Raw genomic sequence first — 25,127 nt, 5'->3', positions numbered from 1 at the left:
CCGATGCCGCTCACCCCCGTGCTCACCCAGCGCTTCGCCGCCGAACGCTCCTGGACGCTGGAGAGCTACGAGTGCCTGGACGGCTACCGCGCCCTGCGGCAGGCGCTGGCCATGACCCCCGACGAGCTGGTCGGTCTGGTCAAGGACTCCGGCCTGCGCGGCCGCGGCGGCGCCGGCTTCCCGACCGGCATGAAGTGGAGCTTCATCCCGCAGCCCAAGCCGGGGGAGACCCCGACCGGCCCGGCCGCGGCGCCCAAGTACCTCGTGGTCAACGCCGACGAGGGGGAGCCGGGCACCTGCAAGGACATCCCGCTGATGATGGCCGACCCGCACTCCCTCGTGGAGGGGGTGATCATCACCGCCTACGCGATCCGCTCGCACTTCGCCGTCATCTACGTCCGCGGTGAGGCCGTGCACGCCCACCGGCGGCTGCAGGCCGCCGTGGCGGAGGCGTACGCGGCCGGTTACCTCGGCACCGACGTGCTGGGCTCGGGCTACGACCTGGAGCTGGTGGTGCACGCCGGCGCCGGCGCCTACATCTGCGGGGAGGAGACAGCGTTGCTGGATTCCCTGGAGGGATACCGGGGTCAGCCGCGGCTCAAGCCGCCGTTCCCCGCGGTCGCCGGTCTCTACGGCGCGCCGACCGTGATCAACAACGTCGAGACGCTGGCCAGCGTGCCCTTCATCGTCCGGGGTGGAGCCGGCTGGTTCAAGCAGTTCGGACCGGAGAAGTCGCCCGGACCGAAGATCTACTCGTTGTCGGGCCGGGTCGTCCGCCCAGGCCAGTACGAGGCCCCGATGGGGACGACGATGCGAGAGCTGCTGGAGATGGCCGGCGGCGTCCGTCCCGGGCACCAGCTCAAGTTCTGGACGCCGGGGGGCTCGTCGACGCCGTACTTCACCCCCGAGCACCTCGACGTCCCGCTGGACTTCGACTCGGTGGCCGCGGCCGGTTCCATGCTCGGCACCACGGCGCTGATGGTCTTCGACGAGACGGACTCGATCGTCGAGGCGACGCTGCGGTTCACCGAGTTCTACGCGCACGAGAGCTGCGGCAAGTGCACCCCCTGCCGGGAGGGCACCTACTGGCTGGTCCAGATTCTCGAGCGGCTGGTGCACGGCCGAGGCACCGCTACCGACCTGGATCTGTTGCTCGACACCTGCGACAACATCCTCGGCCGGGCCTTCTGCGCGCTCGGCGACGGCGCCACCAGTTGCATCGCCAGCTCGCTGAAGTACTTCAAGGACGACTACGTCGCTCTGCTGCCCACCGACGAACAGGCCCGCCTCGGTCGCTCGCTGCGACTGGAGCCGGTTGGAGCCGCCTCGTGACTGCCACGCAACCCACCCCGGCCACCCCCGCGCCTGCACCCGCCGCCGTGCCGGCGGTGCCCGGGCCGCAGACACCGCCGGACGCCGTGCACTGCACCATCGACGGATTCGAGGTTGCGGTCCCGAAGGGGACGCTGATCATCCGCGCCGCCGAGCAGATGGGCGTACAGATCCCGCGGTTTTGCGACCACCCGTTGCTGGACCCGATCGGCGCCTGTCGGCAGTGCCTGGTGGAGGTCGAGGGCCAGCGCAAGCCGGTTGCCTCCTGCACCACCCCGGTGACCCCGGACATGGTCGTCAAGACCCAGCTGACCAGCGCAGTCGCGGACAAGGCGCAGCAGGGCAACATGGAGTTCCTGCTGATCAACCACCCGCTGGACTGCCCGGTGTGTGACAAGGGCGGCGAGTGCCCGCTGCAGAACCAGGCGATGAGCAACGGCCGCAACGAGAGCCGCTTCATCGATGTCAAGCGCACCTATCCCAAGCCGCTGCCGATCAGCAGCCAGGTGCTGCTGGACCGAGAGCGCTGCGTGCTCTGCGCCCGCTGTACCCGGTTCAGCGAGCAGGTCGCCGGCGACCCGTTCATCCAGTTGTACGAGCGCGGTGCCCTGGAGCAGGTCGCCATCTCCCCTGACGAGCCGTTCGAGTCCTACTTCTCGGGCAACACCATCCAGATCTGCCCGGTTGGCGCCCTCACCAGCGCGACCTACCGCTTCCGCTCCCGTCCGTTCGACCTCCGCAGCGAGCCCAGCGTCTGCGAACACTGCGCCAGTGGCTGCGCCCAGCGCACCGATTACCGCCGCGGCGCGATCATGCGCCGGCTGGCCGGTGAGGACCCGGCGGTCAACCAGGAGTGGAACTGCGACAAGGGGCGCTTCGCCTTCCGCTACGCCGCGGCCAACGAGCGGCTCACCACCCCGCTGGTCCGCCGGGACGGCGAGCTGCAGCCCGCGTCCTGGCCCGAGGCCTGGGCGGCCGCGGCCGCCGGGCTGCGTGCCGCGCGGGCGGCCGGCGGAGTGGGCGTGCTGCCCGGCGGACGGCTCACGGTCGAGGATGCCTACGCCTACGCCAAGTTCGCCCGCGTCGCCCTGGGCACGAACGACGTCGACGCGCGGGCGCGGGCCCACTCGGCCGAGGAGCTGGCCTACCTCGTCGCACACGTCGCCGGCACCGCGCCGGGCGCCGGGGCGGTGACCTACGACGACCTCGCCGCCGCTCCGACCGTGCTGCTGGTTGGCTTCGAACCCGAAGAGGAGTCGCCGATCGTCTTCCTGCGGCTGCGCCGCGCGGTCCGCACCCGGGGCCTGCAGGTGTTCGACATCGCCCCGTTCGTGAGCCGGGCGGCCGACAAGCTGTCCGCCAGGCTGCTGCCCACCGTCCCGGGCCAGGAGGCCCAGGTGCTCCGCGCCCTGGGCGCCGCGCCGGCCGAAGGGTTGCTCGCCGAGGCCGCGGCGGCGTTGTTCCGTCCCGGTGCGGTGGTCCTCGCCGGTGAGCGACTGGCCGAGGTGCCCGGTGGCTTCTCGGCGCTCGCCGCACTCGCCGCCGCGACCGGTGCCCGGGTGGGGTGGGTGCCGCGCCGGGCGGGGGAGCGGGGCGCGCTGGAGGCCGGCGCTCTGCCCGGTCTGCTGCCCGGCGGCCGCACGGTCACCGACGCCGCGGCGCGGGCCCACGTCGCCCAGCGTTGGGGGGCCGACGTCCCGGGGACACCAGGCAGGGACCTCACCGCGATTCTCACCGCGGCGCGCGACGGCGCCCTGGGCGGGCTGCTGGTCGGCGGCATCGACCCGGCCGACCTCCCTGACGCCGGACTGGCTGAGGCGGCGCTGGCCGCGGCCGGGTTCGTGGTCAGCCTGGAGCTGTTCCCCAGCGCGGTCACCGCGCACGCCGACGTCGTGCTCCCGGTCGCCGCTGCGCCGGAGAAGGCCGGCAGCTACCTGGACTGGGAGGGCCGGGTCCGGTCCTTCGACGCCACGCTGCATGGCACCGGCCAGCTTCCCGACGGCCGGGTGCTGCACGGACTGGCCGAGGAGCTGGGCGTCGACCTGGGCCTGGCCACTGTGACTGCGGCCCGCGCCGAGCTGGTGGCCCTCGGCGGTGCCGGCCAGGCTGCGACACCGCGCGGGCTCACCGTCCGGCCGGCCCCCGCACTGGCGCTCGGCGAGGACGAGGTGGTGCTCGCCTCCTGGCGGCAGCTGCTGGACGTCGGCACGCTGCAGCGCGACGAGCCGGCCATGGCCGGCACCGCCCGACCACCGGTCGCCCGGCTCGGCAAGCACGCCGCCCTGCGGCTCGGGGTGGCCGACGGTGACCCGCTCACCGTCACCGGTCCGGCCGGCGCGGTGACCCTGCCGGTGGCGGTGGTCGACATGCCGGACCAGGTGGTCTGGCTGCCGATGCGCTCCCCGGGCTGCGCGGTCCGCACCGACCTCGGCGCGGGCCCGGGCACGGTCGTCCGGCTCTCTGCCGGGCCGCCGGCCCCCGGCGCCACCGCCGTGTCGAGCCTGAGCGGAGGTGCCTCGTGACCGAGCTTGCGAGGTCACGCATGGGCACAGCATCGTCGGGCGCGGTGCCGCCGAGCGCCAGCGAGGAGGACCAGTGATCGACCTGATCGCCGCCCGCGACCAGCCGACGCTGGAGGACTTCGGGCACGACGTGTGGTGGATCGTACTCATCAAGATCGTCGGCGTCTTCGGCCTGCTGGTCGTGATGACGCTGTTCGCGATCGTCTTCGAGCGCAAGGTCGTCGCCCGCATGCAGCAGCGGATCGGCCCAAACCGGGTCGGCCCGCGCGGCTACCTGCAGAGCCTCGCCGACGGCCTGAAGCTGGCCTTCAAAGAAGACATCATGCCTACGCTGGCCGACCGGCCGGTGTACTTCCTCGCCCCGGTGATCGCCACCATCCCGGCGTTCCTCGCCTTCTCGGTCATCCCGCTCGGCCCGACGGTGAGCATCTTCGGCCAGCGCACGCCGCTGCAGCTCACGGATGCACCGATCGGCGTGCTGATCGTGCTGGCCTCCTCGGCGATGGGCGTCTACGGCATCGTGCTGGGAGGGTGGGCGTCCGGATCCACCTATCCGCTGCTCGGCAGCCTGCGCAGCGCCGCGCAGATGGTCAGCTACGAGATCGCCATGGGGTTGTCCATCGTCGCGGTGTTCCTCTACGCCGGGTCGATGTCCACCTCCGAAATCGTCGCCGCGCAGGCCAACGGCACCGCGCTGAGCTTCTTCGGCGCGGACTTCACCGGCCCCAGCTGGTTCGCCGTCCTGCTGCCGGTCTCCTTCGTCATCTACGTCATCGCCGTGGTCGGGGAGACCAACCGAGCACCGTTCGACCTCCCCGAGGCCGAGAGCGAGCTGGTCGGCGGCTTCCACACCGAGTACTCGTCGCTGAAGTTCGCGCTCTTCTTCCTCGCCGAGTACGTCAACATGGTCACCGTCTCGGCGCTGGCGGCCACCCTGTTCCTGGGCGGCTGGCGGGCGCCGTGGCCGATCTCGATCTGGGACGGCGCGAACACCGGCTGGTGGCCCCTGCTGTGGTTCTTCGCCAAGGTCGTGGTCGCGCTGTTCGTCTTCATCTGGCTGCGCGGCACGCTGCCCCGGCTCCGCTACGACCAGTTCATGCGCTTGGGGTGGAAGGTGCTGGTCCCCACCGCGCTGGTCTGGATCCTGGTGGTCGCCACGATGCGCACCGTCTCCCGCGAGGCCGACCTGGACGGCGGGGAGATCGCCGTGTTCGTCGGCGTGCCGATCGCCCTGGTCGTGCTCGCGGGGCTGCTGGTGGCCTCCCGGGTCAGCAACCGGTCCACCCGGATCGCCGCGGCCAGGGCCGCGGCCGGATCGATCAACCCGACCGAGCCCGAGGTGCTGCCCGCCGCAGGACCGCGCCGCGGATCGGCCGGCCGCACCGGACCCAGCCGGTCCGAGGGCGGGTTCCCCATTCCACCGATGGACCTCGCGGTGCCCCCGTCGCCCCGGCTGCGCAGCCGGGAGTCGGTGGTCGTCGGCACCGGACGGCGCAGCTCCGCCCCCACGCTCGAGGAGGACGGCGATGTCTGAGCCGACGACCGGCTCCACCCCTGCCCGACGCGACGGCGCCATCCCTCTTCGCGGGAGCGGCGCCGACGTCGAGCGCCCTGCCGAGACGGGTGCGCCACCGGCCAAGCGGGCCAGCTGGCTGCCCGGCCCGGCCCAGGGCTTCGGCGTCACCTTCGCCACCATGTTCAAGAAGGTGACGACCGAGAAGTACCCCGACGTCCCCAAGCAGACCAAGCCCCGCTACCACGGCCGACACGTGCTCAACCGGCACCCCGACGGCCTGGAGAAGTGCGTGGGATGCGAGCTGTGCGCCTGGGCGTGCCCGGCCGACGCGATCTACGTCGAGGGCGGGGACAACACCGAGGAGGCCCGGTTCTCCCCGGGTGAGCGCTACGGCCGCGTCTACCAGATCAATTACCTGCGCTGCATCTTCTGCGGCCTGTGCATCGAAGCCTGCCCGACCCGCTCGCTGACCATGAGCAACGACTTTGAGCTGGCCGACGACGACCGGCAGGCGCTGATCTACACCAAGGAGCAGCTGATGGCGCCGTTGCTGCCCGGCATGGAGGCCCCGCCGCACCCGATGCGGCTGGGCAACGACGAGAAGGACTACTACCTGCGCGTCCCGGAGACGTCGTCGGCCGCCGAACCGGTCATCGGGGAGCAGGTATGAGCGCGCTTGCCGCGGCCGCCGACACCGGCGTGCAGCTCGGCACCGGCGAGGCCGTCGCGTTCTGGATCCTCGCGCCGATCGCCGTCCTCGGTGCCCTCGGCATGGTGTTCAGCCGCAATGCCGTCCACTCGGCGCTGTTCCTGGTCAACACGATGCTGGCGCTGGGCATCTTCTACGTCGTCCAGGAGGCGCCGTTCCTCGGCGCGGTGCAGATCATCGTCTACACCGGCGCGATCATGATCCTTTTCCTGTTCGTGCTGATGCTGGTCGGCCGCGACACATCGGACTCCGTCGTGGAGACCCTGCGCGGACAGCGGGTCGCGGCCATCGTGCTCGGCGTCGGTTTCGCCGGGCTGGTCGGCGCGGGCATCGCCCGGGCCACCGAGGGCACCGTGGTGCGCGGCCTGGACGCCGTCCAGGGCGGCAGCGGGGACGCTGCCGACGGCAACATCGAGGCAATCGCCCGGCTGCTGTTCACCCGGTACCTGCTGGCCTTCGAGGTCACCAGCGCGCTGCTCATCACCGCCGCGGTCGGCGCGATGATCCTGGCCCACACCGAGCGCGAGCCCGGTAGCCGGCAGAGCCAGAAGGAGCTGTCCCGCGCCCGCTTCCTCACCGCCGACCACCCGCAGACGCTGCCCGGACCCGGTGTCTACGCCCGGGCCAACTCCATCGCCGCCCCCGGCCGGCTGCCCGACGGCACGCCGTCGGTGGCCAGCTTCAGCACCGGCATCGAGCCCCAGGACGTCGACGAGCTCCCGCCGGCCAGCCTGGGGGCCGAGCGCGCCGGTATCCCGCACCGCGGCGGCACCGACGCCGCCCTCGGGACGCTGGACGGTACCGGTTCGAGCCGGGAAGGGGACCCGTCATGACCATCGCGAACTACCTGGTGCTGGCCGCGGTCCTGTTCACCATCGGCGCCGTCGGCGTGCTGGTGCGGCGCAACGCCATCGTCGTGTTCATGTGCGTCGAGCTGATGCTGAACTCGGTCAACCTGACACTGGTCACGTTCGCGCGCTCCACCGGCACGCTCGACGGTCAGCTGATCGCCTTCTTCGTCATGGTCGTCGCCGCCGCCGAGGTGGTCGTCGGCCTGGCCATCATCATGTCGATCTACCGGACCCGCCGCTCGGCGTCCGTCGACGACGCCAACCTGCTGAAGTACTGAGCGAGACGGGACCGACCGACGTGTCTGAGACGCTGCCCGCCACCGGGCTGCTCGCCGCCTCCTGGCTGCTGATCGCGCTGCCGCTGGCCGGCGCTGCGGTGTTGCTGCTGGGCGGGCGGCGCACCGATCGCTGGGGCCACCTACTGGGCACCGGCACTGTGGTGGCCGCATTCGTGCTGGGGCTGGCCTGCACCGTCCAGCTGGCCGGGGTCGACGGGCGGTCGGTGGACGTCGACCTGTTCACCTTCATCCAGACCGGCTCGCTGGACGTCGGCGCCGGCCTGCTGTTCGACCCGCTCTCGGCGGTCTTCGTCCTGCTGATCACCGGGGTCGGCGCGCTGATCCACGTGTACTCGATCGGCTACATGGCCCACGACCCGGCCCGGCGGCGGTTCTTCGCCTACCTGGACCTCTTCGTCGCCGCGATGTTGCTGCTGGTCCTGGGCAACAGCTACGTGGCGCTCTACGTCGGTTGGGAGGGCGTGGGCCTGGCGTCCTACCTGCTGATCGCCTTCTGGTACACCCGCCCGGCCGCGGCCACCGCGGCCAAGAAGGCGTTCGTCATGAACCGGGTCGGCGACGTCGGCCTGGCGCTCGCGGTCTTCGTCATGTTCGCCCAGCTGGGCACCACGTCCTACGCGGGCGTCCTGGGCAACGTCGGGCTGCTGGCCGGCGGCACCGTCACCGCGCTCGGGCTGCTCCTGCTGCTGGGGGCCTGCGGCAAGTCCGGGCAGTTCCCGCTGCAGGCCTGGCTGCCCGACGCCATGGAGGGCCCCACCCCGGTGTCGGCGCTCATCCACGCCGCGACCATGGTGACCGCGGGGGTGTACCTGATCGCCCGCAGCGCCCCGATTTTCGACGCCAGCCCGAGCGCGCGCACCGTCGTCCTGGTCGTCGGCGCCATCACCCTCATGATCGGCGCGATAGCGGGCTGCGCGCAGGACGACATCAAGAAGGTGCTCGCCTACTCCACGGTGAGCCAGATCGGCTACATGTTCCTGGCCGTCGGGCTCGGCCCGGTGGGCTACGTCGCCGGCCTGGCGCACCTGCTCACCCACGGCTTTTTCAAGGCCGGGCTGTTCCTCGGCGCCGGCTCCGTCATGCACGGCATGGGCGACCAGACCGACATGCGCCGGTACGGCGGTCTGGCCGGGAAGATGAAGACCACCTTCGTCACCTTCGGCCTGGGTTACCTGGCACTCATCGGGTTCCCGCTGCTGTCCGGCTACTGGACCAAGGACGCCATCATCGAGGCGGCCTTCGACCGCGGGGGCGTGTCGGGGTGGCTGCTCGGTGGCGTCGCCGTGCTGGGTGCTGGGCTGACCGCCTTCTACATGACCCGGCTGATGCTGCTGACCTTCTTCGGCCGGCCACGCTGGGACGACGGGGTCCATCCGCACGAGTCACCCGGCGTCATGACCGTCCCGATGGTCGTGCTGGCCGTCGGGTCGGTGGCCGCCGGCTTCCTGCTGGTCGAGGTCTTTCCGCTGGCCGACTGGCTGGCGCCGGTCTTCGGCGAGCCCGCGGAGGCCGCGGCGCACGCGATCCCGCCGCTGTTGGTGAGCGTGCTGGTCAGCCTGGTGGTCCTCCTGGGCGCTGTCGTCGCGTGGTTGTTCGTCGGCCGGCGCGAGGTGCCGGTCACCGCACCGGCCCGGGTCTCGCCGGTGGTACGGGCCGCCCGGCACGCGATCTACGCCGACGCGGTCAACGAGTCGCTGCTCATGCGACCGGGGATGTGGCTGACCCGGGCACTGGTGTTCGTCGACAACCGAGGAGTGGACGGCGTGGTCAACGGGACAGCCGCGGCGCTGGGCGGCTCATCGTCCCGGCTCGGCCGGGCGCAGACCGGTTTCGTGCGCAGCTACGCGCTGGGCATGCTGGGCGGCGCGGTTCTCGTGGCCGGTGCGCTGGTGGCGGTGACGGCGGGATGAGCGACTTCCCGTGGCTGCTGGCCATGATCGTCGTCCCGGCCGCCGGTGCCGCCGTCGTCGCGGCCCTGCCCCGCGGCCGTGACCTGCTGGCCAAGCAGGTGGCCCTCGGTGTCAGCCTGCTGGTCTTCCTGCTCGCCGTGCTGGCCACCGTCGCCTTCGACACCGGCGGACCGCGCTTCCAGCTGACCACCTCGGTGTCCTGGATCGCCGACTTCGGGGTCAGCTTCGCCCTGGGCGTCGACGGCATCGCGCTGGTCATGCTGCTGCTGATCGGGCTCCTGGTCCCGGTGGTGCTGGTGGCCTCCTGGGCCGACACGATGCCGGCGCACCGGTCGATGCGCTCCTACGTCGCCTGGCTGCTGCTGCTCGAGGCGATGATGGTCGGGGTCTTCGCCGCCACCGACGTCTTCCTGTTCTACGTGTTCTTCGAGGCGATGCTCGTCCCGATGTACTTCCTGATCGGCAGCTACGGCGGCCCGCGCCGGCAGTACGCGGCAATGAAGTTCTTCCTCTACAGCCTGGTCGGTGGGTTGGTCATGCTGGCCTCGGTCATTGGCCTCTACGTGGTCAGCAACTCCCAGCTGGGGCAGGGCACCTTCGCCTTCGACGCCCTGCGCCAGTTGGACATCGACCCGGGCGTGCAGAAGCTGCTGTTCATCGGCTTCTTCGTCGCCTTCGCCATCAAGGCCCCGCTGGTGCCCTTCCACACCTGGCTGCCCGACTCCGGTGCGGAGGCGCCCATCGGCGGTGCGGTGCTCCTGGTGGGCGTGCTGGACAAGGTCGGCACGTTCGGCTTCCTGCGCTACTGCCTGCCACTGTTCCCCGACGCGTCGCGCGACCTCGCACCGTGGATCCTGGTCCTGGCGGTCATCGGCGTGCTGTACGCCGCGCTGCTGGCCATGGGACAGAGCGACATGAAGCGCCTGGTGTCCTACACCTCGATCGCGCACTTCGGTTTCATCGCGCTGGGCATCTTTGCCTTCACCACCGAGGCGGCCACCGGCGCGGTGCTCTACATGGTCAGCCACGGCATCGCCACCGGCCTGCTGTTCCTGGTCATCGGCATGCTGATCGCGCGCGGCGGCTCCCGGCACATCCGGGACTACGGCGGTGTCGCGGCGAAGGCGCCGCTGCTGGCCGGCGTGTTCCTCATCGCTGGGCTGGCCTCCCTGTCGCTGCCGGGCACCAGCAGCTTCGTCAGCGAGCTGCTGGTGCTCATCGGCGCGTTCCCGACCCGCCCGGTGTTCACCATCCTGGCGACCACCGGCATCATCCTGGCCGCCCTCTACATCCTGATCATGTATCAGCGCACGATGCACGGCCCGCCGCGCGGCGTGCTGCTCGCCGATGACGAGCCCGCTGCGGCGGTGCCGGCCGGGACCTCCGGCGGGGCCACCGCGGTGATGGACGCCCCGGCGCGCACCCGCTCTCTGCGGGTGCAGGACCTCTCCCGCCGCGAGCTCGCCGTGGTCGCGCCGCTGGTGGCACTGATCGTGGCGCTCGGGGTCTACCCGCAGCCGCTGATCGACCTGGTCCGGCCGGCCGTGGCGGCCACGATGGACGACGTCGGCTCCGATCCCGGCGGCATCACCCCCACCCATCCCGGCTCCGAGGGGACCAACTGATGGGCGCCATCCAGGCCCCCGACCTGTCGTTGGCCGCGCTGGCCCCGCTGCTGTTCGTCTTCGGCGCCGCAGCCGTCGGGGTGCTCGTGGAGGCGTTCGCCCCGCGCGACGTCCGGCACCCGGTGCAGGTGACCCTCGCCCTGGTCGGCATGGTGGGCGCGTTCGCCTCCACCATCCTGCTGGCCGGCACCAGGGAGGTCACCGCCGGCCGGGCGCTGGCCGTCGACGGCGCCGCACTGTTCCTGCAGGCCATCATCGCGGCGCTGGGCGCGCTGTCGGTGCTGCTGTTCGCCGAACGGTCCCTCGACCCGGCCCGTTCGGCGTTCGTCGCCTCCGCGGCCGTCCCGGCCGGCAGCCTGCGCGACGTGGAACTGGCCACGTCCGAGCGGGTGCAGACCGAGGTCTACCCGCTGGCGTCCTTCGCCGTCGGCGGGATGATGCTGTTCACCGCGGCCAACGACCTGCTGATCATGTTCGTGGCCCTCGAGGTGCTCAGCCTCCCGCTGTACCTGATGTCCGGGCTGGCTCGGCGCCGCCGGCTGCTGTCCCAGGAGGCGGCGGTCAAGTACTTCCTGCTCGGCGCCTTCGCCTCGGCCTTCTTCCTCTACGGCCTGGCGCTGGTCTACGGCTCGACCGGCAGTGTGCAGCTGGCCGACATTCGCGCCGCGTCGAGCGCCGACGGCACCGACACGCTGCTCGTGCTCGGTCTCGGCCTGCTCGTCGTCGGGCTGATGTTCAAGGCCAGCGTCGCGCCGTTCCACACCTGGACGCCGGACGTCTATCAGGGTGCTCCCACCCCGGTCAGCGCCTTCATGGCCGCGGCCACCAAGGTCGCTGCGTTCGGCGCCATCCTGCGGTTGCTCTACGTGGGCTTCGGCACCGCCGACTGGACCTGGCGGCCGCTCGTCTACGGCCTGGCCATCGTGTCCATGGTCGTGGGTGCGGTGCTGGGGCTCACCCAGACCGACGTCAAACGAATGCTCGCCTACTCCTCCATCGCCCACGCCGGCTTCCTGCTCACCGGGGTCATCGGGCTGAGCAACGACGGCTCGGGGTCGGGGCTGGCGGCGACGATGTTCTACCTGCTCACCTACGGGCTCACCACGCTGGGCATCTTCGCGGTGGTCACCCTGGTCCGCGACGGTGACGGCGAGGCCACCCACCTGTCCCAGTGGGCCGGCCTGGCCCAGCGCTCGCCGCTGACCGCCGGGCTGATGACGTTCTTCCTGCTCGCGCTGGCCGGCATCCCGCTCACCAGTGGGTTCACCGGGAAGTTCGCCGTCTTCCGGGCGGCCATCGAGGTCGGCGCCTGGCCGCTTGCGGTCATCGCGCTGCTGGCCAGCGCCGTCGCGGCCTTCTTCTACCTGCGCCTGGTGGTCCTCATGTACTTCTCCGACCCCGCGCCCGACGGGCCCACCGTCGGGGTGGCCGGCCTGCCGACCACGACCGTGCTGGCCGTGACCGCGGCCGCCACGCTGGTGCTGGGCATCGTGCCCGGCTCGGTGCTGGACCTCGCCCGGTCCGCCGCGGTGCTCGTGGGTTGAGGGCCGAGCGGGGACGGCGGTGGAGCCCGGTGCTCGGGTGGACTCGCGCGGCCGCTATCTTCGTCGGTTGATGAGCGGAGCCGGCACCACCAGCGCACGGGGCAGCGGGGGCGACGCCCAGCTGTGGCACCGGCCTTCCACTCCCGCCTCGACCATCGGGGCCTGGCTGCCCGAGGGGGAGCTCGGCGAGTCCCTCGCCGACGGCCTCGCCCGGGTGGAGGCCGCCCTGACTTCGTCCGTGGCCAGCGAGCACCCCTTCGTCAGCGAGGCCGCCGGGCACCTGATGGCCGCCGGCGGCAAGCGCTTCCGGCCCATGCTGGCGCTGCTGGCCGCGCAGCTGGGCGACCCGCGCGCCCCGGGGGTGGTCGAGTCGGCGGTGGTCTGCGAGCTGACCCACCTGGCCACGCTGTACCACGACGACGTGATGGACGAGGCGTCCGTGCGCCGCGGCGCCCCCAGCGCGAACAGCCGCTGGGGCAACAGCGTCGCCATCCTGACCGGCGACTTCCTCTTCGCCCGCGCGTCGGACCTGCTCGCCGATCTGGGGCCCGAGGCCGTCAGGGTGCAGGCCCGCACCTTCGAGCGGCTGGTCACCGGGCAGCTCCGGGAGACCGTGGGAGCCGGCCCCGGCGAGGACCCGATCGCCCACTACCTGGCCGTGCTGGCCGACAAGACCGGCTCGCTCGTGGCCACCTCGGCCCGCTTCGGTGCCTCCTTCGCCGGCGTCGACGACGAGCTGGTGACCGCGCTGACCGCCTTCGGCGAGGAGGTCGGGGTCGCCTTCCAGCTCTCCGACGACCTGATCGACATCGTCAGCGAGAGCACTGCCTCCGGGAAGTCACCTGGCACCGACCTGCGCGAAGGCATCGCCACCCTGCCGGTGTTGTTCGCGCTGGCCGGCGACGACCCGGCCGAGGCGCGGCTGCGGGAACTCGTCGCCGGCCCGGTCATCGATGACGACCTGCACGCCGAGGCGCTGGCACTGCTGCGATCCTCGGCGTCCCTGGCCCGGGCGAACGAGGTGCTCGGCGAGTACGCCGACCGTGCCCGGGGCCGGCTGTCGGCCGTGCCGGACGGGCCGGTGCGCCAGGCACTGTCGTCGCTGTGCACCTATGTGGTCACCCGCACCAGCTGAGCGTCGCGCATCCTGGAGGAGTGCGCCGCCTTTCCGTGCCCCTCGCCGGTCTGACCGCCGTCCTCGTGCTGTCCGGCTGCGGGGGCGGCGCCGTCGCCGGCGTGCCCTCCGGCTCCTCCCTGACGGCCCCGCCCGCCGGCGCGCCCGGGCTGCAGGTCGAGGTGGTCGCCTATGGCCTGGACCACCCCTGGGACGTCGCCCAGGCCCCCGACGGCACGCTGCTGCTCGACGAGCGCCCCGGCGGGCTCACCGCCGTGCTGCCCGACGGCACCGTGCAGCCGGTGGCGGCCGACTTCGGTGACCTGTTCGCCCGCGGCGAGACCGGGCTGATGGGCCTGGTCCTGGACCCCGGTTTCGCCGTGAACCGGCGGTTCTACACCTGTCAGGGCGTCACTGACGGCGGTGCGGACGGCGGGCCGGGCATCGAGCTGGTCGCCTGGGCCGTCGATGCCCAGTGGACGGCGGCCACGCGGGTGGCCGATCCGCTGCTCGGCGGCATCCCGGTCAACGCCGCCTCCGGACGGCACGGCGGGTGCCGGCTGCGCTTCGACCGGACCGGCGCCCTGCTGGTAGGCACCGGAGACAACGCAGTAGGCAGCAACGCGCAGGACCTCGGCTCGCTGGCCGGCAAGGTGCTGAGGATCGATGCTGCCACCGGGGGACCGGCTGCCGGCAACCCGTTCGCCGCCGACGCCGGCCCCCGGACCCGGCTCGTGCTCAGCTATGGGCACCGCAACGTGCAGGGCATCGCCGTCCAGCCGGGGACCGACGCGGTCTACACCGTCGAGCAGGGCACGGGCCGCGACGACGAGGTGAATTCCTCGGTCGCCGGCGGGAACTTCGGGTACGACCCCGACGGTGCCCACGGTGGCTACGACGAGAGCGTCCCGATGACCGACCTCGACCTGCCCGGGGCCGTGCCCGCCGTGTGGTCGTCCGGGGACCCGACGATCGCCACCTCCGGCGCCACCTTCCTCGACGGGGAGGAGTGGGGGAGCTACGAGGGACTGCTACTGGTCGGCGTGCAGAAGGACACCGGCGTGCTCGCGCTGCGGATCGGTCCGGACGGGGCGCTCGTGGAGCAGTTCCGCTTGCCGGAGGTGGAAGACGACTACGGCCGCATCCGCAGCCCCCAGCTGGGCAGCGACGGGGCGCTGTACCTCACCACCGACAACGGGGACGGCGAGGACCTGCTGCTGCGGGTGACGCCGCACTGAGCACATCGTCATCCGGATGCCCCCGTGTTGCGTGACCGCAAAGCGGGTCACGCCGAGCGGAGGGCCGGAGGCCCTCCCGAGGTGGCACAGGAAACGGCGCTGTGCAGCCGGGGCACGGCACGTGGGCGCAGTGTCATCCGTGAGGATGACGATGTGCTCAGCTCACGGTCCAGCTGTCGCCGCCGGCCAGCAGGGCGGCGAGGTCGGCCGGCCGCTCGGCGCGGGCCTCCTCGAGCTGGTCGGCCATCATCCGGTCGTAGACCGGCTTGTCGACCGAGCGGAACACACCCATCGGGGTGTACCGGAGATCCTGGGAGGACAGCCGGGACAGCGCAAAGGCGTAGGAGGGGTCGTTGCGGTGCGCGTCGTGGACCACGATCTCCGAGGCGTCGACCTGGTTGCGCTCGGCGATGCGCAGCCCGCCGACCTCGTCGCGCACCACGCAGGACGCCCCGCCCGGGCCGAAGACCAGGGGCTCGCCGTGCACCAGCGGGATCGTCCACTGGGTGCCCGTGGCCGGGTCCTTGAGCAGCTCGAACGCGCCGTCGTTGAAGATGTTGCAGTTCTGGTAGATCTCCACCAGCGACGTGCCCTGGTGCTCCGCCGCCTGGCGCAGCACGTCGGTGAGCCCCTTGCGGTCGGAGTCCATCGCCCGGCCGACGAACGTGGCGTCCGCGCCCAGCGCCAGCGACACCGGGTTGAACGGGTGGTCCAGCGAGCCCATCGGGGTGGACTTGGTGACCTTGCCGATCTCGCTGGTGGGGGAGTACTGACCCTTGGTGAGCCCGTAGATCCGGTTGTTGAACAGCAGGATCGTCAGGTTCACGTTGCGGCGCAGCGTGTGGATCAGGTGGTTGCCGCCGATCGACAGCGCGTCGCCGTCCCCGGTCACCACCCACACCGACAGGTCCGGCCGGGAGGCGGCCAGACCGGTGGCGATCGCCGGCGCGCGGCCGTGTATCGAGTGCATCCCGTAGGTGTTCATGTAGTACGGGAACCGCGAGGAGCAGCCGATCCCGGACACGATGACCATGTCCTCGCGGGCGATGCCCAGGCTGGGTAGGAAACTCTGGACGGCGTTGAGGATGACGTAGTCACCGCAACCGGGGCACCAGCGGACCTCCTGGTCGGTCTTGAGGTCCTTGGCCTTGAGCGCGGTTTGCTTCTCCCCGGAGACGGCGACCGAGTCCGCGATCGCAGCGGAGATCGGGTTGCCCGGCATGCCGAGGTCGTGGACGTGGGCGTTGGTGGACTCGATGGCGGTCACAGGGCCGCTCCCGTCTGTGCAGGGGTGTCGGAGCTGCTGTCGGAGGTGGCGACCGTCCCGGTGGTGCCGTCGATGACGTCCTGCAGGACGGCGGCCAGCTCGGCGGCCCGGAAGGGCAGGCCGCGCACCTGAGTGTGGCTCTGCACGTCCACGAGGAACTTCGCCCGCAGCACCATGGCCAGCTGCCCGAGGTTCATCTCCGGGCAGACGACGCGGTCGTAGCGGGCGAGGATCTCGCCGAGGTCGGCCGGCAGCGGGTTGAGGTGCCGGAGGTGGACCTGGGCGATGGACCGACCCGAGGCCCGGATCCGACGGCAGGCGGCCCCGATCGGCCCGTAGGTCGAGCCCCAGCCGATGACGGCGACGCGGGCATCCCCGTCGGGGTCGTCGACCTCCGTCGGCGGGAGGGAGGCGGCGATGCCGTCGACCTTGGCCTGGCGCGTGCGCACCATGAAGTCGTGGTTGTCGGCGTCGTAGGAGATGTTGCCGGTCTTGTCGGCCTTCTCCAGGCCGCCGATGCGGTGCTGCAGACCCGCGGTCCCCGGGACGGCCCAGGCGCGCGCCAGGGTCTCCGGGTCGCGCAGGTAGGGGAGGAACTCGCCGTCCTCGCCGTTGGGCTCGGTCGCGAAGTCCACCCGCAGGTCGGGCAGCTCGTCGATGATCGGCACCGCCCACGGCTCGGCACCGTTGGCGAGGTAGCCGTCGGACAGCAGAATCACCGGCGTCCGGTAGGTCAGCGCGATCCTCGCTGCCTCGAGGGCGGCGTCGAAGCAGTCACCGGGGGACCGCGGCGCGATCACCGGCACCGGGGCCTCACCGTTGCGGCCATAGAGCGCCTGCAGCAGGTCCGACTGCTCGGTCTTGGTCGGCAGGCCGGTCGACGGCCCGCCGCGCTGCACGTCGACGATGACCAGCGGAAGTTCGGTCATCACCGCCAGGCCGATGGTCTCGGACTTGAGCGCCACGCCGGGACCCGAGGTCGTCGTGACGCCGAGCGCGCCCCCGAAGGAGGCTCCGAGCGCTGCGCCGATTCCGGCGATCTCGTCCTCGGCCTGGAAGGTCCGCACCCCGAAGGCCTTGTGCTTGGACAGCTCGTGCAGCACGTCCGAGGCGGGCGTGATCGGATACGCGCCCAGGAACACCGGCAGGCCGGAGCGCTGCCCGGCCGCGACGATGGCCAGCGCGAGCGCCTGGTTGCCGGAGATGTTGCGGTACTTCCCCGGTGCCATCGGGGCCGGCTTGATCTCGTAGGAGACCGCGAAGGCCTCGGTCGTGACGCCGTAGTTGTAGCCGGCCCGGAACGCGGCGATGTTCGCCGCGGCGATCTGCGGCTTGCGGCGGAACTGTCGCTCCAGGAAGCGGATCGTGCCCTCGGTCGGCCGGTGGTACATCCACGACAGCAAACCGAGGGTGAACATGTTCTTGCTCCGCTCGGCCTCCTTCTTGCCCAGGCCCGAGTCCGCGAGCGCGTCGGTCGTCATGGAGGTCAGCGGCACGCTGACCAGCTGCCACCCGTCCAGCGACCCGTCCTCGAGGGGGTTGCTCGCGTAGCCGACCTTGGCCAGGTTCCGCGGCGTGAACTCGTCGGCGTCGGCGATCAGGAGGCCGCCACCGGGCAGGTCGGGCAGGTTGGCCTTCAGCGCGGCCGGGTTCATCACGATCAGCACGTCGGGGGCGTCCCCGGGGGTCATGATGTCGTGGTCGGCGAAATGCAGCTGGAAGGAGCTGACGCCGGGCAGGGTTCCCGTTGGCGCCCGGATCTCGGCGGGAAAGTTCGGCAACGTCGATAGGTCGTTGCCGAAGGTCGCCGTCTCGCTGGTGAAGCGGCCGCCGGTCAACTGCATGCCGTCGCCGGAGTCACCGGCCAAGCGGATGACGACCCGGTCGAGGGCGACGACGCTCTTGACCAGTCCGCCGGGGGCGGAGCTGGGGGCGTCGACGGCCGCGCCGGCGGGGGCGGTGCTGCCTGGTGTGATGCCAGTCATCTGTTGTGGACCTCCGACCGGTCAGGTTACGTGCGCGTTGCCGGGTGTGACTCGCCGCTGTGCCAACGTGAGGGACGGGACACAGGAGAGAGCCTGCTCTTCAGTGGGCAGCACCGCCGGGGCCGCGTCGATTCCCCCGGTGCTGCGCCTGGTCGCGTGCGCTGGCTCTCACCCGCCGGTCGTCGGGCCCGTCGGGGGAACGGGCGTCGGCAAGCGGGCGTTGAGCGGGCGTGCACCGCTGGAACAACGCTCTGAAGACCGCTCTGCTGCTGGGCCTGATGGGTGGGGTCATCCTGGCCGTCGGCGCGCTGATCGGCGGACGCGGCGGCCTGTTCATCGCGCTGGTCATCGCGCTGGCCGTCAACGGTTACGCCTACTTCAACTCGGACAAGCTGGCGCTGCGGGCCATGCGTGCCTTCCCGGTCACCGAGACCCAGGCGCCGCAGCTTTACACGATCGTCCGGGAGCTGGCCACCCAGGCCCGCCAGCCCATGCCCCGGCTCTACGTCAGCCCCACCGACCAGCCCAACGCCTTCGCCACCGGGCGCAACCCGCGCAAGGCCGCCGTCTGCTGCACGCAAGGCATCCTCGAGCTGCTCGACCGCCGGGAGCTGCGCGGCGTGCTGGCCCACGAGCTCTCCCACGTCTACAACCGCGACATCCTGATCAGCTCCGTCGCCGGGGCGATGGCCACGGTGGTGACCTACCTGGCGCACATGGCGATGTTCGCGTCGCTGTTCGGTGGGGGTCGCTCCGACGAGCGGGGTGGAGGGAACGCCATGGGTGGACTGCTGCTGGTCTTCCTGGGGCCGGTGGCCGCCGGGCTGGTGCAGATGGCGGTCAGCCGCAGCCGCGAGTTCCAGGCCGATGCATCCGGTGCCCAGCTCTCGCAGGACCCACTCGCGCTGGCCGGGGCGCTGCGCAAGCTGGAGAGCGGCGTCGCCGCCCGGCCGCTGCCGCAGGAGGACCGGCTGGTGGCCCAGAGCCACCTGATGATCGCCAACCCGTTCCGCGGGGCCGGGATGGCCACCATGTTCGCCACCCATCCGCCGATGCCGCAGCGGATCGCGCGACTGGAGGAGATGGCCCGGGACCTCGGCCAGCGGTGAACGCCGGCGGCGCCCGGCGGCCCGCCGGGCGCCCTTGGGACGTCAGCGGTAGTCGTCGAACTGATTCTCGGCGTATTGCTGGAGCGGACGTCGGACGCGGTGACCGAGGCGGTCATCGCCATGCGGGCCGGGGAGCCGGTGCGTGAGCCGGGCCAGGTCGCCGTCCTGGGGCGGGCGATCCGGCAGCTCGAGGACGACCTGCGCAATCACCGGCCGCCCGACGACGCCGAGATCCACGCCGGGGGCGTTCGCGGTCCGGTCGCCCGGGAGGTGGACACGGCCCGGCGGCTGGTCCGCCAGACAACGCCCGGGCGGCGGGGCGACCCGCGCGCCGACGCCTGAGAGCGGGGCCGGGCAGAGTTGTCCCCCGGTCGGCCACTCCGACCCGCCGAGTGGCCTGCTTGTGGGGAATGCTGAAGGTTGCTTTCGACCTGCGGATCGACCCACGGTGGCCAGTCAGCACCTGTTCAAGCTGCGCCTTGCCGGCGTGGTCGACGGACCCCGAGACGGGCGTCGAGTGCTCTACCGCCTGCGAGGTGGCCACGTGCGCAACCTCCTCAACGAGGCCCTCTTCCACGCCGACCATCACGTCAGCGGTCAGCCCGTCCACGATTGACTCGGGACGTCGTCGGCTTCACTGCGCAGGCTTCTCCGCAGCCACACGCCTCAGGGGTGTCGTTGGATGCCGCCCTACTGAAGGCGTTGGGTGCGCAGCAGCTTTCGCCCCTTTCGGCTTCGCGGCCTTCCTCGACGGCCAGGGCATCAGCGATAACTGCGGTGAGCCGAGGCGGCTGACGGTCAGCTGGCCCCCTGTCACGCGAAAGCCTGTGCGGAGGAAGTCGATCCTTGCGCATACCCCCGGGGGTATCTACAGTGGAGCACGTGGACATCCCCCAGGGCGAGCTCGGCGACGTCGTGAAGCGCCTCAATCGCATTCAGGGCCAGATCGGCGGCGTCGTCCGGATGATCGAGGACGGCCGCGACTGTGCCGCCGTGGTCACCCAGCTGGCGGCCGCGTCCAAGGCGCTGAACAAGGCGAGCTTTGCCGTTGTCAGTACCGGGATGCGGTACTGCTCGATCAACTCCGAGGAGGAGACCCGCGAGGTCGATCTCCGCGAACTCGAGCGCTTGTTGCTCTCGCTCGCCTGATGTTCACGACACCTACGACGACTCGAAGGAAAACTCATGGCAACGATCCCACAGCTGACGCCGACCCAGGTCGCCGCAGAGACTTCTGCCCGCGTGCTCGACGTGCGTGAGCCTGATGAGGTCGCAACCGGCGCGATTGCCGGCAGCACCAACATTCCTCTCGGCGAGCTGGCCGCCCGTCAGGGCGAGCTGGACACGGACACCCCGATCATCACCGTGTGCCAGAGCGGGCGGCGTAGCCAGAAGGCCGCCGAGGCTCTGTCGGCTGCCGGCTACGAGGTGTCCAACCTCGACGGCGGCATGAACGCCTGGACCGAGTACGGCAAGCCGGTCGCCTGAGCGACCGCAACGCCGACGCTTTCGTTCGGCTGCTTTGTACCCCTACCCCGTACCGTACCTGGGACTGAACCGTGCAGATTGACATCATCGAGACGACCAGCCTCGGGGACCGCAGTTACCTGGTCAGCGATGCCGGGGTGGGCGTGGTCATCGATCCCCAACGCGACATCGACCGGGTCCAGGCGCTGGCTGCTGACCGGGGCGTCACCATCAGCCACGTGCTCGAGACCCACGTGCACAACGACTACGTCACCGGCGGGCTCGAGCTGGCCCGGGTGACCGGTGCGGCCTATGTCGTCCCCGCCGGGGACAGCGTGTCCTACGAGCGGGTTCCGGCCTCCGACGGCGACGTGCTGGTCGCCGGCCCGATGCGCCTGCAGGTGCTGCACACGCCGGGGCACACCCATCATCACGTCGCCTACGTGCTCGCCGACGCCGAGGGCAGTGTGCAAGCGGTCTTCACCGGCGGCTCGATGCTCTACGGCGCGACCGGGCGCACCGACCTGCTCGGCGCCGAGCACACCGACACGCTCACCCACGCCCAGTTCCACTCGGTGCGGCGCCTGGTCGACGAGCTGCCGGCGGGCACCGCGGTGTTCCCCAGCCACGGCTTCGGCAGCTTCTGCGCCGCAACGCCGACCAGCGGGAACTCCTCCACAGTCGGCGAGCAGCGCAAGGTCAACCCCGCGCTCACCCAGGATGAACAGGCCTTCGTCGACCAGCTCATCGCCGGCCTCGGCGCCTACCCGGCCTACTACGCCCACATGGGGCCGACCAACGCCGCTGGCCCCGATCCGGTGGACCTGTCCACCCCGCGAGCGGTCGACCCTGAAGAGCTGGCCACCCGGCTGGCGGCAGGTGAGTGGGTGGTCGACCTGCGGGCTCGCACCGCCTTCGCCGCCGGCCATCTGCCCGGGGCGTTGAACTTCGAGCTGAGCAACAACTTCGTCACCTATCTGGGCTGGCTCTACGACTGGGGCGCCCCACTGACGCTCATCGGGGAGTCCGAGCAGCAGGTCGCCGACGCCCGCCGGGAGCTGGTCCGCATCGGCATCGACCGCCTCGCCGGTGCCGCCGTAGGCAACCCGGACGAGCTGGCTGCGGGCCGGGAGCTGGGTTGCTACCCGGTGACGGACTTCGCTGGCCTGGCTGCTCAGCTCGACAATCACGACGACACCGTCGTCCTGGACGCCCGCCGCGACGACGAGCGCGCCGCCGGCGGGGTGCGGGGTTCCATCCACATCCCCATCCACGAGCTCTCCGGCCGGGTCGACGATGTCCCGGCCGGCGAGGTCTGGGTCTACTGCGGCTCGGGCTACCGCGCCTCGATCGCCGCGTCCATCCTCGCCCGCACCGGCCGTCGACCCGTGCTGGTCGACGGCGGCTACGGCGACCCCGACACCGGCTCGGCTGCGGCCGGGCTGCACATCGCCTCGGTCTCGATCTGAGGAGTCGAGGCTCCGATGTGTCGAGCAGTTGCCTCTCGAACCTGCCTGACCACCTGGGCCGGCTGTGGTCGGCACGTCGACCGGGTTCCCGCCGGCGTCCCGTCCGCCCAGCGCTGCCCCGGCCATGCCTTCGCCGATACATCCACCGGTGGGGGCCGGCTGCGCCGGCTGCTGCGCCGCTTCTGAACTCCGGCCGCCACCGGTCCCCCCACCCGGTGGCGACCGGCCCCTTCCTCGAACAGAGAGAGACACCACCCGATGACCAGCCCTGTCCTCATGGCCCCCGACGCCGTGGCCGCCCAGGTCGACGATCCGGTCGCCCCGACCCTCGTCGACGTCCGCGCTCCCGCTGAGTACGAGACCGCGCACGTGCCTGGCTCGGTCAACGTCCCCCTGCCGCTGGTCCACGAGCACGCCGAGACCCTGGCTGCCGCTCTCGACGACCCGGTCGTGCTGGTCTGCCAGGCCGGCAACCGCGCCCGCACCGCGGTGGGCACCCAGTACGCCGCGGCCGCCGGCGCTGGGCACTCGAGCGCCAGGTCCGCCTGGTCGCCGGCGGCCTCGTCGCCGGAAGCGTCCTGGCCTCCATCCGCTTCCCCAAGGCCCGCTTCCCGGCCGGCGGCATCGGCGCAGGTCTCACCGTGGCTGCGGTGACCGGCACCTGCGCCATGGGCGCGGCCCTCTTGGCCCTGCCCTACAACCGGGGCAATCAGTCGGTCCGCCTCGACGACGTCCTGGACGTGCTGCGTACGGCCACCACCAGGCCGACCCGCGACACCACTAGCTCGTGATCGCCGCAGCGATCTGCCTCGGCCTGGTCATCGGCGTCCTCGTCGGACTCCTCGGCGGGGGCGGGTCGATCCTGGCCGTGCCCGCCCTGGTCTACGTCGTCGGGCAGCCGCTGCCCCAGGCCGTGGCCACATCGCTGCTGGTCGTCGGCATCACCGCCGTCGTCGCCCTGCTGCCCAGACTGCGCGCCCGCCAGATCGCCTGGCGGATTGCACTGCTCTTCGGCGCAGCCGGGGTGGCGACGGCCTTCGCCGGGGCCGGGGTCAACCGACTGCTGCCCGACGATGTCGTGCTTGCGGTCTTCGCGTTGCTGATGATCGCGGCCGGCGTCCGGATGCTTCAGGACAAGCCCAGCACCGGCGCCGCCTGCGCCACTGACCACGGCACCGTCAACTGGCGCCGCTGCCTGCCCCGCACCATGGCCGGTGGACTCGTCGTCGGGTTCCTCACCGGGCTGCTCGGCGTCGGCGGCGGGTTCTTGATCATCCCCGTGCTGGTGATCGCGCTCGGCCTCCCGATGACCACGGCCATCGGCACCTCGCTTGTGATCGTGGCCGTCAACTCCGCAGCAGGATTCGCCGCCCACGCCAGCGACGCCCCCATCGACGTCCCCATCACTGTCGGCTTCACGGCAGCCGCAGTCGTCGCCGCTCTCGTCGCCGGGCGCCTCGGCGCACGGCTGGACACCGGCCGACTCAAGCGCTGGTTCGCCTGGCTCGTCTTCGCCGTAGCTGCTCTCGTGCTCGGACAGGTCGGCATCAGCGCCGCTTCGGGCTGACTCCGCGCTCACGCTCCGGCTCGAGCACCAAGCGACATGGATAACGTCCTGAATCTACGGGTGGTTGATCCGTTGAGCGGGGGGCTCGACCTGTACGTCAGCTGGCGTGAGACACCTCGGGTAGTTCTTCTTCCCTCTGCACTGCACAGGGTGAGACAGGTTGACCACGAATGACGATGACGGACGCAAAGCTGCACGCGGTGGTGGCCGCCGACTATGGTGCGGTGAGTCCTCGAGCCGAGCGTCCCCGACGGCGTTCCTTCGCCGCTGAGTACAAGCTGAAGGTGCTGGCTGAGTACGAGGCCCCGCAGCCGCCGAGGACCCGCACGCCCGCCGCAGCGGGCGACCTCATGGCCGCCGCGCTGGGCGCTGGTGCGGACCCAGTGCGGACCAACGAGCTCTGACACGCCGCTGATTGCGGAGATACGCTCAATCAGCGGTAGTTGTCGAACTGCAGGGCGATCTCGAAGTCCCGGCTCTTGAGGAGCTGCTGCACGGCCTGCAGGTCGTCCCGCTTCTTGCCGCTGACTCGCAGCTGGTCGCCCTGGATCTGGGCCTGCACTCCTTTGGGTCCCTCGTCGCGGATGGCCTTGGCGATCTCCTTGGCCTTGTCCGAGGCGATGCCCTGCTGGATCCGCGCCGACAACTTGTAGGTCTTGCCCGAGGCCTGCGGCTCGTCGGCGTCCAGCGCCTTCATCGAGATGCCGCGCTTGACCAGCTTCTCCCTGAAGACGTCGAGCGCCGCGGCGACCCGCTCCTCGGTGTCGGCCTGCAGCATCACGCCCTCCTCGCCGGCCCAGGCGATGCTGGCGTTGGTGCCCCGGAAGTCGAAGCGCTGCGAGAGCTCCTTGGCCGCCTGGTTCAGGGCGTTGTCGACCTCCTGGCGGTCGACCTTGCTCACGACGTCGAAGGACGCGTCGGCCATGTCCGTTCCTTCCTTTCGCGCGGGTGGACCCGCATCGCCCGAGGACCCCCCCGAGTGGGAGTCCGTCGTCTTGTACGCTCTCCCGGTACCAAACGCGGCGGGTTGCCCGAGTGGCCAATGGGAGCGGACTGTAAATCCGTCGGCTTAGCCTACGAAGGTTCGAATCCTTCACCCGCCACACCCGGTACGGACGGCCCCCGACCTGCATGGTCGGGGGCCGTCTGCCGTCCGGGCTCAGGGTGCCGTGGGCGCGCGGGCGCTGGCCACCGCGGTGCGTTCGAGCGGCTGGCCGGCCAGGAACAGCCAGGAGAAGGCGATCTCCACCGACCGGGTGCACGAGACTGTCACCTCCACGCCGTCGGTGGTCGCCGACCAGCGATCCAGCCGGGCATCGGCGTCGGCAAGCTGGTCGGCCACCGCCGCCTCGGCAGTGGCGCGGGTCAGCGGGAGCTGAGCGCCCACTCCCTGGGTGTAGACGGCGGCCTCGTCGGCCTGGTCGGCAGCGGCCAGCGCGGCCCCGTCGCAGACCGCCTGCACCCGTTGCTGCTCCAGGAAGGCGTCGGAGGCCGCGATCGCGCCGAAGACCATCAGTGCCGCGACCAGCCAGCAGACCAGTACGAACGGCAGCGTCGAGCCGCGTTCGCGGCCGGCCGGCCGGGGCTCGAGGTCGGACACCCG

26 protein-coding genes and 1 tRNA gene are annotated in these 25,127 nt (G+C 71.4%); 23 read left to right on the top strand and 4 right to left on the bottom strand.

All coding sequences use genetic code 11. From position 1 onward, the window contains the following. Positions 1–3: 3 nt before the first annotated feature. The 11 genes from nuoF (at position 4) to BLW04_RS01825 (ending at position 14,660) form a co-directional block, all read left to right on the top strand. Positions 4–1,332, top strand: a complete 1,329-nt coding sequence (gene nuoF / locus BLW04_RS01875; RefSeq protein ID WP_091536551.1) for an NADH-quinone oxidoreductase subunit NuoF — start codon at positions 4–6, stop codon at positions 1,330–1,332. Beyond that, entirely contained in the window at positions 1,329–3,854 is a 2,526-nt protein-coding gene (locus BLW04_RS01870) for an NADH-quinone oxidoreductase subunit G (RefSeq protein WP_217630783.1), read from the top strand. The genes nuoF and BLW04_RS01870 overlap by 4 nt, the downstream gene beginning before the upstream one ends. 73 nt (positions 3,855–3,927) lie before the next feature. Continuing rightward, positions 3,928–5,388 carry an NADH-quinone oxidoreductase subunit NuoH gene (nuoH, locus tag BLW04_RS01865; RefSeq protein ID WP_175483850.1) on the top strand — a complete coding sequence of 487 codons (1,461 nt, stop codon included), beginning with the start codon at positions 3,928–3,930 and terminating at the stop codon, positions 5,386–5,388. Next, entirely contained in the window at positions 5,381–6,040 is a 660-nt protein-coding gene (gene nuoI, locus BLW04_RS01860; RefSeq protein WP_091536548.1) for an NADH-quinone oxidoreductase subunit NuoI, read from the top strand. Before nuoH ends, nuoI begins: the two co-directional genes overlap by 8 nt. Next, complete coding sequence (locus BLW04_RS01855) at positions 6,037–6,912, top strand: NADH-quinone oxidoreductase subunit J (RefSeq protein WP_091536545.1); 876 nt, start codon at positions 6,037–6,039, stop codon at positions 6,910–6,912. Before nuoI ends, BLW04_RS01855 begins: the two co-directional genes overlap by 4 nt. Next, positions 6,909–7,208, top strand: coding sequence for an NADH-quinone oxidoreductase subunit NuoK (gene nuoK / locus BLW04_RS01850; protein WP_091536543.1), 300 nt, complete (start codon positions 6,909–6,911; stop codon positions 7,206–7,208). Before BLW04_RS01855 ends, nuoK begins: the two co-directional genes overlap by 4 nt. Before the next feature lie 20 nt (positions 7,209–7,228). Beyond that, on the top strand, positions 7,229–9,139 hold the full coding sequence (gene nuoL, locus BLW04_RS01845) for an NADH-quinone oxidoreductase subunit L (protein WP_254780944.1): 1,911 nt from the start codon (positions 7,229–7,231) through the stop codon (positions 9,137–9,139). Continuing rightward, entirely contained in the window at positions 9,136–10,764 is a 1,629-nt protein-coding gene (locus tag BLW04_RS01840; RefSeq protein WP_091536540.1) for an NADH-quinone oxidoreductase subunit M, read from the top strand. Before nuoL ends, BLW04_RS01840 begins: the two co-directional genes overlap by 4 nt. Further along, positions 10,764–12,308 (top strand): NADH-quinone oxidoreductase subunit NuoN, encoded by a 1,545-nt coding sequence (gene nuoN, locus BLW04_RS01835; RefSeq protein ID WP_091536537.1) that lies wholly within the window; start codon positions 10,764–10,766, stop codon positions 12,306–12,308. Before BLW04_RS01840 ends, nuoN begins: the two co-directional genes overlap by 1 nt. Positions 12,309–12,378: 70 nt before the next feature. Continuing rightward, complete coding sequence (locus tag BLW04_RS01830) at positions 12,379–13,443, top strand: polyprenyl synthetase family protein (protein ID WP_091536534.1); 1,065 nt, start codon at positions 12,379–12,381, stop codon at positions 13,441–13,443. Between the two features lie 35 nt (positions 13,444–13,478). Beyond that, positions 13,479–14,660: a PQQ-dependent sugar dehydrogenase gene (locus BLW04_RS01825; RefSeq protein WP_254780943.1), complete on the top strand. Its 1,182-nt coding sequence runs from the start codon at positions 13,479–13,481 to the stop codon at positions 14,658–14,660. A gap of 157 nt (positions 14,661–14,817) precedes the next feature. Here BLW04_RS01825 and BLW04_RS01820 read toward each other — a convergent pair whose 3' ends face one another. Both BLW04_RS01820 and BLW04_RS01815 read right to left on the bottom strand, forming a co-directional pair. Continuing rightward, positions 14,818–15,927: a 2-oxoacid:ferredoxin oxidoreductase subunit beta gene (locus tag BLW04_RS01820; RefSeq protein ID WP_254780942.1), complete on the bottom strand. Its 1,110-nt coding sequence runs from the start codon at positions 15,925–15,927 to the stop codon at positions 14,818–14,820. Continuing rightward, positions 15,924–17,912: a 2-oxoacid:acceptor oxidoreductase subunit alpha gene (locus BLW04_RS01815; RefSeq protein WP_091536529.1), complete on the bottom strand. Its 1,989-nt coding sequence runs from the start codon at positions 17,910–17,912 to the stop codon at positions 15,924–15,926. Before BLW04_RS01815 ends, BLW04_RS01820 begins: the two co-directional genes overlap by 4 nt. Positions 17,913–18,142: 230 nt before the next feature. Here BLW04_RS01815 and htpX point away from each other — a divergent pair, with 230 nt between their 5' ends. From htpX to BLW04_RS01770, 11 genes are all read left to right on the top strand, one after another. Continuing rightward, the gene (gene htpX / locus BLW04_RS01810) at positions 18,143–19,021 is read left to right on the top strand and encodes a zinc metalloprotease HtpX (protein ID WP_091536527.1); all 879 of its coding nucleotides are present in this window, start codon (positions 18,143–18,145) and stop codon (positions 19,019–19,021) included. A gap of 99 nt (positions 19,022–19,120) precedes the next feature. After that, complete coding sequence (locus BLW04_RS01805) at positions 19,121–19,363, top strand: hypothetical protein (RefSeq protein ID WP_254780941.1); 243 nt, start codon at positions 19,121–19,123, stop codon at positions 19,361–19,363. 106 nt (positions 19,364–19,469) lie between these two features. After that, the gene (locus BLW04_RS25630) at positions 19,470–19,637 is read left to right on the top strand and encodes a helix-turn-helix domain-containing protein (protein ID WP_139306697.1); all 168 of its coding nucleotides are present in this window, start codon (positions 19,470–19,472) and stop codon (positions 19,635–19,637) included. 266 nt (positions 19,638–19,903) lie between these two features. Continuing rightward, positions 19,904–20,170, top strand: coding sequence for a metal-sensitive transcriptional regulator (locus BLW04_RS01800; RefSeq protein WP_091536840.1), 267 nt, complete (start codon positions 19,904–19,906; stop codon positions 20,168–20,170). A gap of 36 nt (positions 20,171–20,206) precedes the next feature. Then, positions 20,207–20,509, top strand: coding sequence for a rhodanese-like domain-containing protein (locus BLW04_RS01795; protein ID WP_091536525.1), 303 nt, complete (start codon positions 20,207–20,209; stop codon positions 20,507–20,509). Between the two features lie 71 nt (positions 20,510–20,580). Continuing rightward, entirely contained in the window at positions 20,581–21,957 is a 1,377-nt protein-coding gene (locus BLW04_RS01790; RefSeq protein ID WP_091536523.1) for an MBL fold metallo-hydrolase, read from the top strand. Positions 21,958–21,972: 15 nt separating this feature from the next. Continuing rightward, the gene (locus BLW04_RS26470) at positions 21,973–22,143 is read left to right on the top strand and encodes a hypothetical protein (RefSeq protein WP_091536521.1); all 171 of its coding nucleotides are present in this window, start codon (positions 21,973–21,975) and stop codon (positions 22,141–22,143) included. A gap of 72 nt (positions 22,144–22,215) precedes the next feature. Continuing rightward, on the top strand, positions 22,216–22,611 hold the full coding sequence (locus BLW04_RS01780; protein ID WP_217630782.1) for a rhodanese-like domain-containing protein: 396 nt from the start codon (positions 22,216–22,218) through the stop codon (positions 22,609–22,611). Further along, positions 22,608–22,748, top strand: a complete 141-nt coding sequence (locus BLW04_RS27320) for a hypothetical protein (protein WP_217630781.1) — start codon at positions 22,608–22,610, stop codon at positions 22,746–22,748. Before BLW04_RS01780 ends, BLW04_RS27320 begins: the two co-directional genes overlap by 4 nt. Beyond that, positions 22,745–23,524, top strand: a complete 780-nt coding sequence (locus BLW04_RS01775) for a sulfite exporter TauE/SafE family protein (protein WP_254780940.1) — start codon at positions 22,745–22,747, stop codon at positions 23,522–23,524. The genes BLW04_RS27320 and BLW04_RS01775 overlap by 4 nt, the downstream gene beginning before the upstream one ends. A gap of 176 nt (positions 23,525–23,700) precedes the next feature. Continuing rightward, entirely contained in the window at positions 23,701–23,928 is a 228-nt protein-coding gene (locus BLW04_RS01770) for a hypothetical protein (protein WP_139306696.1), read from the top strand. Positions 23,929–23,957: 29 nt separating this feature from the next. On the opposite strand, the gene BLW04_RS01765 is transcribed toward BLW04_RS01770, so the two are convergent. Next, positions 23,958–24,449: a YajQ family cyclic di-GMP-binding protein gene (locus tag BLW04_RS01765; RefSeq protein ID WP_091536517.1), complete on the bottom strand. Its 492-nt coding sequence runs from the start codon at positions 24,447–24,449 to the stop codon at positions 23,958–23,960. A 96-nt stretch (positions 24,450–24,545) separates the two neighbouring features. Here BLW04_RS01765 and BLW04_RS01760 point away from each other — a divergent pair. Beyond that, positions 24,546–24,627, top strand: a tRNA-Tyr gene (locus tag BLW04_RS01760). 56 nt (positions 24,628–24,683) lie between these two features. On the opposite strand, the gene BLW04_RS01755 is transcribed toward BLW04_RS01760, so the two are convergent. Further along, positions 24,684–25,124 carry a pilus assembly protein TadG-related protein gene (locus tag BLW04_RS01755; protein ID WP_091536514.1) on the bottom strand — a complete coding sequence of 147 codons (441 nt, stop codon included), beginning with the start codon at positions 25,122–25,124 and terminating at the stop codon, positions 24,684–24,686. Between the last annotated feature and the right edge of the window lie 3 nt (positions 25,125–25,127).

The organism is Modestobacter sp. DSM 44400 (assembly GCF_900107175.1).
GTDB lineage: Bacteria > Actinomycetota > Actinomycetes > Mycobacteriales > Geodermatophilaceae > Modestobacter.
The sequence above is the reverse complement of the archived record's forward strand: the minus strand, read 5'-3'. Positions and strand labels throughout refer to the sequence as shown.

What these genes read in the sequence shown, in the direction of transcription:
- nuoF (WP_091536551.1), top strand. Translation starts at nt 4, where the DNA reads ATGCCGCTCACCCCCGTGCTCACCCAGCGCTTCGCCGCCGAACGCTCC.
- BLW04_RS01830 (WP_091536534.1), top strand. Translation starts at nt 12,379, where the DNA reads ATGAGCGGAGCCGGCACCACCAGCGCACGGGGCAGCGGGGGCGACGCC.
- BLW04_RS01765 (WP_091536517.1), bottom strand. Translation starts at nt 24,449, where the DNA reads ATGGCCGACGCGTCCTTCGACGTCGTGAGCAAGGTCGACCGCCAGGAG.
- nuoI (WP_091536548.1), top strand. Translation starts at nt 5,381, where the DNA reads ATGTCTGAGCCGACGACCGGCTCCACCCCTGCCCGACGCGACGGCGCC.
- nuoN (WP_091536537.1), top strand. Translation starts at nt 10,764, where the DNA reads ATGGGCGCCATCCAGGCCCCCGACCTGTCGTTGGCCGCGCTGGCCCCG.
- BLW04_RS01780 (WP_217630782.1), top strand. Translation starts at nt 22,216, where the DNA reads ATGACCAGCCCTGTCCTCATGGCCCCCGACGCCGTGGCCGCCCAGGTC.
- BLW04_RS26470 (WP_091536521.1), top strand. Translation starts at nt 21,973, where the DNA reads ATGTGTCGAGCAGTTGCCTCTCGAACCTGCCTGACCACCTGGGCCGGC.
- BLW04_RS01840 (WP_091536540.1), top strand. Translation starts at nt 9,136, where the DNA reads ATGAGCGACTTCCCGTGGCTGCTGGCCATGATCGTCGTCCCGGCCGCC.
- nuoK (WP_091536543.1), top strand. Translation starts at nt 6,909, where the DNA reads ATGACCATCGCGAACTACCTGGTGCTGGCCGCGGTCCTGTTCACCATC.
- BLW04_RS01815 (WP_091536529.1), bottom strand. Translation starts at nt 17,912, where the DNA reads ATGACTGGCATCACACCAGGCAGCACCGCCCCCGCCGGCGCGGCCGTC.
- BLW04_RS01770 (WP_139306696.1), top strand. Translation starts at nt 23,701, where the DNA reads ATGACGGACGCAAAGCTGCACGCGGTGGTGGCCGCCGACTATGGTGCG.
- BLW04_RS01855 (WP_091536545.1), top strand. Translation starts at nt 6,037, where the DNA reads ATGAGCGCGCTTGCCGCGGCCGCCGACACCGGCGTGCAGCTCGGCACC.
- BLW04_RS01795 (WP_091536525.1), top strand. Translation starts at nt 20,207, where the DNA reads ATGGCAACGATCCCACAGCTGACGCCGACCCAGGTCGCCGCAGAGACT.